This is a genomic window from Streptomyces sp. NPDC059456, from assembly GCF_042750055.1.
In the GTDB taxonomy this organism is placed as follows: domain Bacteria; phylum Actinomycetota; class Actinomycetes; order Streptomycetales; family Streptomycetaceae; genus Streptomyces.
The window spans coordinates 1-5,583 of sequence record NZ_JBHYVA010000578.1 but is presented as its reverse complement, the minus strand read 5'-3'; the positions used below and the strand labels follow the sequence as shown (position 1 = coordinate 5,583).

The 5,583-nt window shown below is 71.1% G+C and carries 4 protein-coding genes; 1 reads left to right on the top strand and 3 read right to left on the bottom strand.

What is annotated here, in order from left to right:
• Positions 1-165: 165 nt before the first annotated feature.
• A complete protein-coding gene (locus ACFXA3_RS33855) occupies positions 166-822 on the bottom strand; it encodes an MBL fold metallo-hydrolase (RefSeq protein WP_385193229.1) in 657 nt (218 codons plus the stop codon).
• Between the two features lie 9 nt (positions 823-831).
• The gene (locus ACFXA3_RS33850; protein ID WP_385193227.1) at positions 832-1,530 is read right to left on the bottom strand and encodes a maleylpyruvate isomerase family mycothiol-dependent enzyme; all 699 of its coding nucleotides are present in this window, start codon (positions 1,528-1,530) and stop codon (positions 832-834) included.
• A gap of 188 nt (positions 1,531-1,718) precedes the next feature.
• Between ACFXA3_RS33850 and uvrA the strand changes: the two genes are divergently transcribed.
• Positions 1,719-4,736 (top strand): excinuclease ABC subunit UvrA, encoded by a 3,018-nt coding sequence (gene uvrA, locus ACFXA3_RS33845; protein WP_385193225.1) that lies wholly within the window; start codon positions 1,719-1,721, stop codon positions 4,734-4,736.
• Positions 4,737-4,816: 80 nt separating this feature from the next.
• Here uvrA and ACFXA3_RS33840 read toward each other — a convergent pair whose 3' ends face one another.
• Entirely contained in the window at positions 4,817-5,467 is a 651-nt protein-coding gene (locus tag ACFXA3_RS33840; protein WP_385193223.1) for an NAD(P)-dependent oxidoreductase, read from the bottom strand.
• Positions 5,468-5,583 lie beyond the last annotated feature (116 nt).

Genomic DNA, 5,583 nt, shown 5'->3' with positions numbered 1-5,583 from the left:
CGCGGGGGGGGGGGGGGGGCCCCGGGGGGGGGGGGGGGGGGGGGGGTGGGGTTTTGTTGCATGGTGCAGCAACTACCCCGCCCCACACCCCCAGGACGTGCGTTCGGTCATCTTCGACCGGAAGGAGTGCTTCCTGTCATGGTGTTGACCGGGACCGGGCGCGCGTTACCAGCCGCGCTCGCGCCATTCGGCCAGGTGCGGCCGCTCCGCGCCGAGCGTGGTGTCGTTGCCGTGCCCCGGGTAGACCCAGGCCTCGTCCGGCAGCTGCTCGAAGAGCTTGTGCTGCACGTCGTCGATGAGGCTGGCGAAGGCCTTCGGGTCGCCGCCGGTGTTGCCGACGCCGCCGGGGAAGAGGCAGTCGCCGGTGAACACGTGCGGGTGCCCGTGCGGGTCGTCGTAGATCAGCGCGATCGAGCCCGGGGTGTGTCCGACCAGGTGGCGGGCGGTCAGGGTGACCCGGCCGACCCGGATCGCGTCCCCGTCCGCCACGGGCACGTCGGTCGCCACCGGGATGCCCTCGACGTCGTCGGCGCCCGCGTAGGTGCGCGCGCCGGTCGCCTCGACCACGGCCTGGAGCGCGCCCCAGTGGTCCCCGTGCCGGTGGGTGGTGACGACGGACGCGATGCCGTCGCCGCCGATCAGGTGCAGCAGGGTCTCCGGCTCGGCGGCCGCGTCGATCAGCAGCTGCTCGTCGGTGGCCCGGCAGCGCAGCAGGTACGCGTTGTTGTCCATGGGGCCCACCGCGACCTTGGAAATCATCAGGTCCGGGAGTTCGTGCACGTCGGCCGGACCGCCGACCTTGACTGCTCCGCTGTACGTCATGTGTCGATCCTAGAGCGGGGGAAGGGCCGGGAGGAGGCCGCCGACGACGGTGAGGTGCGCGCCCTTGTCCGAGCGCCCGGCCAGCCAGCCGAGCAGCTCGGCCCCGGTGCCGACCAGGGTGACCGGGCCGCCCTCGCCGCCGCCGGTGTGCCACGTGGAGCCGTTGCCGTCGCCCTCGACCTGGAGGGTGACCGGGGGGACCTCCGGGCGACCGGACCAGCGGTCGGCGAGGAAGGCGATCTCGCGGGCGGTGAACTCGTCCGGGAGGTCGGAGAGCTCGTAGCCGATGTTCAGGTCGAAGTGGTGCAGCTCGACCTCGACGAGGCGACGGAAGGGCACGTTGGCGGCGAGGTCCGTGACGCCGTTGCGCAGCTCGACGGTGCGCGACCAGTCCTGGTCCCGTCCGGTCTGCGCCAGGAAGCCGGCGTGGGTCTCGCGCAGGTCGGCGAGCTGGACGTCCAGGGTGCGCGGGGCGTCGCGCTCGATGTCGCGGTCGCGGGCCTCGGCGCTCTCGTACATCGGGCGGCCCGCGAAGACGTTGACGAGGGCGTCGGCGTTGCGCGCCAGGTGGGCCAGCACATGGCCGCGGGTCCAGCCGGGGAGGTGTGACTCCCCGGCGAGGGCGGCGTTGTCCAGTTTCGCGACCGCGGTCAGCAGTCGGTCCGTGGCTTCACGTACAGATTGCAGGTCGTGCACATGATCAGTCATGGGTCCGAGCCTAGTGCCGGGGGACCCCGGCCACACGAACGGGTGAACCCGTCTGCGGAGTGCCGTAAATCGAATGCGCGTGCTATACGCTCGAAGTCCTAGCTCTTCTCCATCGCAGAGGCGCCCCCCATACCCTGGACAGTCCGGGGCTCGTGCCCCCGCTTCTCTCAAGAAAGGTGCGGACCGGCGTGACCGACCGTCTCATCGTTCGTGGCGCTCGCGAGCACAACCTCAAGAACGTCTCGCTCGACCTGCCCCGCGACTCACTCATCGTCTTCACCGGACTCTCCGGGTCGGGCAAGTCCTCCCTGGCCTTCGACACGATCTTCGCCGAGGGCCAGCGCCGCTACGTCGAGTCGCTCTCGTCGTACGCCCGCCAGTTCCTCGGGCAGATGGACAAGCCCGACGTGGACTTCATCGAGGGCCTCTCCCCGGCCGTCTCGATCGACCAGAAGTCGACCTCGCGCAACCCGCGTTCGACGGTCGGCACCATCACCGAGGTCTACGACTACCTGCGCCTGCTGTTCGCGCGCATCGGCAAGCCCCACTGCCCCGAGTGCCGCCGCCCCATCTCGCGCCAGTCGCCGCAGGCGATCGTCGACAAGGTCCTCGCCCTCCCCGAGGGCAGCCGCTTCCAGGTGCTGTCGCCGCTGGTGCGCGAGCGCAAGGGCGAGTTCGTCGACCTGTTCTCCGACCTCCAGACGAAGGGCTACAGCCGGGCGCGGGTGGACGGGGAGACCATCCAGCTCTCCGAGCCGCCCACGCTGAAGAAGCAGGAGAAGCACACCATCGAGGTGGTCATCGACCGCCTCACCGTCAAGGAGAGCGCCAAGCGCCGGCTCACCGACTCCGTGGAGACCGCCCTCGGACTCTCCGGCGGCATGGTGATCCTGGACTTCGTCGACCTCGCCGAGGACGACCCCGAGCGCGAGCGGATGTACTCCGAGCACCTCTACTGCCCGTACGACGACCTGTCCTTCGAGGAGCTGGAGCCGCGCTCCTTCTCCTTCAACTCGCCCTTCGGCGCCTGCCCCGAGTGCACCGGCATCGGTACGCGCATGGAAGTGGACCCGGAGCTGATCGTCCCCGACGAGGACAAGTCCCTGGACGAGGGCGCGGTCTCCCCGTGGTCCCTCGGCCACACCAAGGACTACTTCCAGCGGCTGGTCGGCGCACTCGCCGGCGAGCTGGGCTTCCGCACGGACATCCCGTGGGCCGGGCTGCCGCAGCGGGCGAAGAAGGCCCTGCTGTACGGGCACAAGACGCAGATCGAGGTCCGCTACCGCAACCGGTACGGGCGCGAGCGCGCCTACACGACGGCCTTCGAGGGCGCCGTCCCGTTCGTCAAGCGCCGGCACTCGGAGTCCGAGAGCGACGCCAGCCGAGAGCGCTTCGAGGGCTACATGCGCGAGGTGCCCTGCCCGACCTGTGAGGGCACCCGGCTCAAGCCGATCGTGCTCGCGGTGACGGTGATGGACAAGTCCATCGCCGAGGTCGCCGCCATGTCGATCAGCGAGTGCGCGGACTTCCTGGGGCGGATGCGGCTCGACGCCCGCGACAAGAAGATCGCCGAGCGGGTCCTGAAGGAGGTCAACGAGCGGCTCCGCTTCCTCGTCGACGTCGGCCTGGACTACCTGTCGCTCAACCGTGCCGCCGGCACCCTCTCGGGCGGCGAGGCCCAGCGCATCCGCCTCGCCACGCAGATCGGCTCCGGCCTGGTCGGCGTGCTGTACGTGCTCGACGAGCCGTCGATCGGCCTGCACCAGCGGGACAACCACCGGCTGATCGAGACGCTGGTGCGGCTGCGGGACATGGGCAACACCCTGATCGTCGTCGAACACGACGAGGACACCATCAAGGTGGCCGACTGGGTCGTGGACATCGGCCCGGGCGCCGGCGAGCACGGCGGCAAGGTCGTGCACAGCGGCTCACTGAAGGAGCTGCTGAAGAACGGCGACTCGATGACCGGGCAGTACCTGTCCGGGAAGCGGTCCATCCCGGTGCCGGACATCCGCCGGCCCGTGAACGGGGAGCGGAAGCTGACCGTGCACGGCGCCAAGGAGAACAACCTGCGGGACATCGACGTCTCCTTCCCGCTCGGCGTGCTCACCGCGGTGACGGGCGTCTCGGGTTCCGGCAAGTCGACGCTGGTCAACGACATCCTGTACACGCACCTGGCGCGCGAGCTCAACGGCGCCCGGTCGGTGCCGGGCCGCCACACGCGGGTCGACGGCGACGACCTCGTCGACAAGGTCGTGCACGTCGACCAGTCGCCGATCGGCCGGACCCCGAGGTCCAACCCGGCGACGTACACGGGCGTCTTCGACCACGTGCGCAAGCTGTTCGCGGAGACGATGGAGGCGAAGGTGCGCGGCTACCTGCCGGGCCGCTTCTCCTTCAACGTCAAGGGCGGCCGGTGCGAGAACTGCTCCGGCGACGGCACGATCAAGATCGAGATGAACTTCCTGCCGGACGTGTACGTCCCGTGCGAGGTCTGCCACGGCGACCGGTACAACCGGGAGACGCTGGAGGTCCACTACAAGGGCAAGTCCATCGCCGAAGTCCTGAACATGCCGATCGAGGAGGCGCTGGGCTTCTTCGAGGCCGTGCCGACGATCGCGCGGCACCTGAAGACGCTGAACGAGGTGGGTCTCGGGTACGTCCGGCTCGGCCAGTCGGCGCCGACGCTGTCGGGCGGTGAGGCGCAGCGCGTGAAGCTGGCGTCGGAGCTGCAGAAGCGGTCGACGGGCCGGACGGTGTACGTCCTGGACGAGCCGACGACGGGTCTGCACTTCGAGGACATCTCGAAGCTGATCAAGGTGCTGTCGGGGCTGGTGGACAAGGGCAACTCGGTGATCGTCATCGAGCACAACCTGGACGTCGTCAAGACCGCGGACTGGGTCATCGACATGGGCCCCGAGGGCGGGTACGGAGGCGGCCTGGTGGTCGCCGAGGGCACGCCGGAGCAGGTCGCCTCGGTGGGTGCGAGCCACACCGGCAAGTTCCTGCGGGACATCCTCGGTGCGGAGCGGATCTCGGACGCGGCACTGGACGCCGCCCCGGCGGGGAAGGCCACCACCGCCAAGAAGGCCACCACCGCCACGAAGGCCGCCCCCGCGAAGAAGACCGCGGCGGCCAAGAAGACCGCGGCGGCGAAGAAGGCGGCCCCGGCGAAGAAGGCCACGGCCCGGGCCCGCAAGGCCTGACGCCCGCCACCGGCCGGTGCCCGCCGCCGGCCGGTGGTCCCACCCCCGTGGGGGCCGCCGGCCGGGGCGCGGCCGGGGGGTCAGGCGGCCACGCCCACCGCGTGGCCCGCCGTCGCCGGGTCCGTCAAGGAGGCCAGCAGGGCGTCGGCGACGTCCGCGCGCGAGATGGTCCGGCCGCCCGGGACGTTGGCGCCGATGACCCGGCGGTAGTTCCCGGTGCGCGGTTTGTCCAGCAGCCGCGGCGGGCGGACCACCGTCCACCGGGTGCCGCTCGCCCGGATCGCCGCCTCCATGACCTCCAGGTCCGCGTACAGGTCGCGCAGGGCCCACCGCAGCACCGGGAGGAAGACCTTCCGGGCGATGACCCCGTCGCCCTCGACGTCCGGTCCGAGGGGGGCCGCGCTCACCGCCGCGAAGCGCCGCACGCCCGCCCGGTCCATCGCCGACACGATGGCCCGTACCGCCGGGCCGGTGACCGGTGCGAGCCGGGCCTGCTTGTTGCTCGCCGCGCCGAGCGCGGAGATCACCGCCGCCCGGCCCGTCAGGACGGGGAACAGCGCCTCCTCGTCCGTCAGATCGCGCACCACGGCCACCCGGAGGCGTGCGTGCGCCGGTACGTCCAGCCGCGCGGGGTCGCGGACCACCGCCGTCACCTCGTGGCCCGCGTCGAGGGCCTGTCGTACGACCTCGCGCCCGACACCGCCCGTGGCTCCGAACACCGTCAGTTTCATCGCCGGCTCCCGTCCGAGGGTGGGGGGGGGGGGGGGGGGCCACCCACAGACGAGGGGGGGGTGGTGGTGTAGCCCCCGGGACAGACCCCGCCCCCCCCACCACGCTAAAAAAAAAA

Excerpts from the sequence above, each read along its gene's own strand:
- ACFXA3_RS33855 (WP_385193229.1), bottom strand. The coding sequence starts at position 822 with ATGACGTACAGCGGAGCAGTCAAGGTCGGCGGTCCGGCCGACGTGCAC.
- ACFXA3_RS33850 (WP_385193227.1), bottom strand. The coding sequence starts at position 1,530 with ATGACTGATCATGTGCACGACCTGCAATCTGTACGTGAAGCCACGGAC.
- ACFXA3_RS33840 (WP_385193223.1), bottom strand. The coding sequence starts at position 5,467 with ATGAAACTGACGGTGTTCGGAGCCACGGGCGGTGTCGGGCGCGAGGTC.